General features: G+C 70.8%; 2 protein-coding genes and 3 pseudogenes. 1 reads left to right on the top strand and 4 read right to left on the bottom strand.

Going from position 1 to position 3,337, the window contains the following annotated elements:
• Positions 1 to 93: 93 nt before the first annotated feature.
• Positions 94 to 516: pseudogene (locus OO54_RS40655) on the bottom strand (SDR family NAD(P)-dependent oxidoreductase); the annotation flags it as partial.
• 126 nt (positions 517 to 642) lie between these two features.
• Here OO54_RS40655 and OO54_RS48125 point away from each other — a divergent pair.
• Positions 643 to 1,134: pseudogene (locus tag OO54_RS48125) on the top strand (NAD-dependent DNA ligase LigA); the annotation flags it as partial.
• A gap of 71 nt (positions 1,135 to 1,205) precedes the next feature.
• On the opposite strand, the gene OO54_RS48120 reads toward OO54_RS48125, so the two are convergent.
• The 3 genes and pseudogenes from OO54_RS48120 to OO54_RS44695 form a co-directional block, all read right to left on the bottom strand.
• Positions 1,206 to 1,847 carry an HAD family hydrolase gene (locus OO54_RS48120; RefSeq protein ID WP_051787915.1) on the bottom strand — a complete coding sequence of 214 codons (642 nt, stop codon included), beginning with the start codon at positions 1,845 to 1,847 and terminating at the stop codon, positions 1,206 to 1,208.
• An 82-nt stretch (positions 1,848 to 1,929) separates the two neighbouring features.
• A complete protein-coding gene (locus OO54_RS45615) occupies positions 1,930 to 3,099 on the bottom strand; it encodes a hypothetical protein (RefSeq protein WP_051787914.1) in 1,170 nt (389 codons plus the stop codon).
• Between the two features lie 19 nt (positions 3,100 to 3,118).
• A pseudogene (locus tag OO54_RS44695) lies at positions 3,119 to 3,337 on the bottom strand (transposase family protein); the annotation flags it as partial.

Genomic DNA, 3,337 nt, shown 5'->3' with positions numbered 1-3,337 from the left:
ACGACATCGCCCGCGACCTGACTATCTGGATGGCCGCCCGCGACTTCCCCGGACGGCCAACCAGGCAGGTCAGCGAGTTCTAAAACACGGCCTAGACGTCACGTTCACGATCCTGCTGGGTGCGTCGGCCGTCAGCGTGGGCAACAGCAGTTCCGTCAGCAGGTACGGCGAGAGGTGGTTGACGAGGAACGACGCTTCGATCCCGTCCAGGGTCTGTGGCTCCGGGAACATCGCGCCGACGTTGTTGACCAGCACGGTCAGGGGGTCACCAGAGGTGGCGTGTTCGGCGGCGATCTGGTCAGCGAGCGCGCGCACCTGGTCGAGCGAGCCGAGGTCGGCGGGCAGGAACCGCGCGGGATGGGACGGGTTCATCGCGTTGATTCGGTCGACCGCCTGAGCACCCCTGTCGGCGTTGCGTCCGACCACGGTGACGAAGAACCCGGCGTCGGCCAGCCCCAGGGCTGTCTCCAGTCCGATGCCGGCTGTCCCCGCCGTGACCACAGCTGTCTTCTTCATCCCGTACTCCTCCACCCGGTTATCCGGATAGCCCATCCGTTTACTCGGACCGTAGCACACAATCGGATTACCTATCCGCTTATGGTTGCGGGTCGCGGAACAGGCGCTGCCGAACGGCATGAAGCGGCCGAACACAGGGTGACGCGACTGCTGGCGGTGGAGTGGAACGCAGGCGGGACCGGAACTATCGCGCCGCGCGCAGTCCTGGAGCCCGTGATAATCGACGGGGTTACGGCCACTTACGCCATGCTTCACAGTCCGTCCGACATCACACGTCGCGGGCTGAGGCTCGGCGCCCAGGTGTTCGTGTCCCGGGTCGGCGACGTGATTCCCCGGGTCGAGGCACCGCTGGTCGACCAGCGCACCGGCAACGAGAGCCCGGTCGTCTTTCCTGAGGCGTGCCCCCGCCGTGGCGACGCAATCGACACCACCGAACAGCGGTGGCGGTGCGTACGCGGCCGAAGTTGTCAGGCCGTGGCCTCAGTGATCTTCGCGGTCGGCCGGGACCAGCTCGACATCGAAGGTCTGGGCGGCACCCGTGCGACCCAGCTGGTGGAAGCCGGCCTCGCCAAGGACATTGCCGACCTGTTCACCCTGACTCGCGAGCAGCTCCTCGGTTCGGCTCTTGGCGCTCGGCTCTGCGCCGCCTGGCTGGAGTCGAACACTTTGACGGCTGCTTGCGGGTCTGCTCAGGGCTGCCGGATGGCCCAGGTGTCTTCGCGGATGTCGATGACGGGGATGCCGGCGGCGCGGGCTGCGGTGATGCCTTCCGTGGTGTTCTCGAATGCCAGGCAGCGGTGGGGGGCCACGGCCAGTTTCGCGACGGCCAGCAGGTAGGCGTCGGGGGCGGGTTTGAGGCGGGTGACGTGTTCGCGGGCGACCAGGACGTCGAAGAGGTCGGCCAGGCCCACCGCGGCCAGGCCCGCGCGGACGACCTGGCCGTCGTTGGCCGAGGCGACGGCGGTGGGCACAGCCGCCGCCAGGTGGCGGGCCGCGGAAACGACGCGTGGCACGGGCCGTGCTCGGAGGCTGCCCGCGAGCCAGTGCGCGCGGGTGCGGGCGACGAACTCCTGGTCCGAGCAGGGCAGCTGAAGGCCCAGGTCGGCGTGCAGGCGTTCGCGCAGGGTGCCGAGGTCGGCCAACGGTGCGTCGTGCAGCCACCGTTCGGGAACGGTGAGGGCGAAGTCGGTGAAGGAGGCGCGGACGGCGTCGCTGTTGAGGGTGCCGGTGTCGACCAGGGTGCCGTCGAAGTCGAAGATCGCTGCCGCCGGGCGCTGGGCGGCGATGAACTCGACGGTGTGGATGTCGGCGGGTGCGGGGTTGGTCAGCACGGGTCGTTCTCCTGGCTGGTGGTGGCGAGTGCGTCGCGCAGTCCGCGGGCGGCCAGGGCGTGGATCTGCGTGCCGGTGGCGGTCAGGAACGGGCGGGGGCCGGACATGACGGGCCGGTCGCTCCAGGTGCCGTCGTCGGTCTGGGTGTCGATGAGAAAACGCAGGGCCCGCTCCAGGGCGGGGGCGGTGTAGGGGAGGTGGCCGCAGTGGGCGGCGAGCGCGGTGAGGGCCAGGCCGGTGGCGGTGGGGCTGGAGTACGGCTCGCCCTCGATGCGGGGCCAGCCGCCGTCGGGGCGCTGCGTGGCGAGGAGGGTCTCCAGGGTGGGGCGGTGCGGGGTGTGCGGGTGCGCGGTGGTGCTGATCTCGGCCGCGCCGTAGGCCGGGGGTATGTACCAGTCGCTGTCCCAGTGTCCTTCGGCGCCGAGGGTGGCGAGCCGGCTACGGGCCGGGCGAGTTCGATGCCTGGCAGGGCGGCGGCCTCGATGCCGGCGACCATGTGGGCGACGACGTCCGGGGCCGGGGTGTCGTCGTGCGCAAGCCAGATGTGCCACAGTCCGTCGCGGGTCTGGTGGCGGCGAGCGTAGCGGGTGGCCGCCGCGCGGACTCGGTCCGCCTCCGCGGTGCCAGCCAGGGCGAGCAGGGTGTTGCCGGTGGTGTCGTTGTCCGAGTCGAGGACGGCGGTGCAGGGCCAGCCGCCGTCCGGGTTCTGGGCCCGGACGAGGAAGGTCAGGGCGGCGGGCAGCGCGCCCTGGTCGAAGTGGCGGTCTCCGCGCAGGGAGCGGACCAACAGGCCGGTGTCCCAGACTTCGCTGACCAGGAAGCGCCAGGTGCCGTCCGGATGCTGGTCGGCAAGCAGGCTCTCGCGGGCCCGTAGGGTCACCCGGTGCCCGGGAGCTGTCCGGTTGAGCGCGAGGTGGAGTATGCCGGTGACCAGGGGCATGCCGAAGAAGGAGCCGTCCGGGCTCTGCACCCGCTCGAACTCCTCGATGCGGCCAGCCGCCTCCGGCAGGCCGAGCGCGCTGCGGGCGATGGCCTCGAAGGCCAGCAGCATGGCCCGCTGCCAAGGCTTGAACCGCTGCCCGTGCTCGGCCGCCAGCGCCGTGTCGACCTGGTCGAGCAGCCGCCGGGCATCGGCCCCGGGAGAACCCATCGCGCAGGCAAGGGCGTGGAGGTAGAGCGCGCGCCTGGCCTGCGGGCCGTCCTTCGCCGCCAGGTCCGTGAACGCGGCCCCGCTGCCGGTGGCGGCCACCACGACGAGCCACTGAGCATTTTCAGCGTTGGCGTTCCAGGGTGTGAGGATGGCTGGGGCGATGGTGGTCATGCGGTTGGGGCTGCAGCGGGCTCTGCGGAAGATGCGCCAGGACTTGAGTCGCGCGACGCTTCGTTCGACCGGTGCCCGCGCCGCTGACAGGGCCCGGTTGATCGTCTGCTGGGCCGTGGTCAGGTCCCGGTTCGGGAGCCGTCTGATTGGTGTGGTCACCCAGGGGCCG

The organism is Streptomyces wedmorensis (assembly GCF_000716445.1).
Taxonomy (GTDB): Bacteria; Actinomycetota; Actinomycetes; order Streptomycetales; family Streptomycetaceae; genus Streptomyces; species Streptomyces wedmorensis.
The sequence above is the reverse complement of the archived record's forward strand: the minus strand, read 5'-3'. Positions and strand labels throughout refer to the sequence as shown.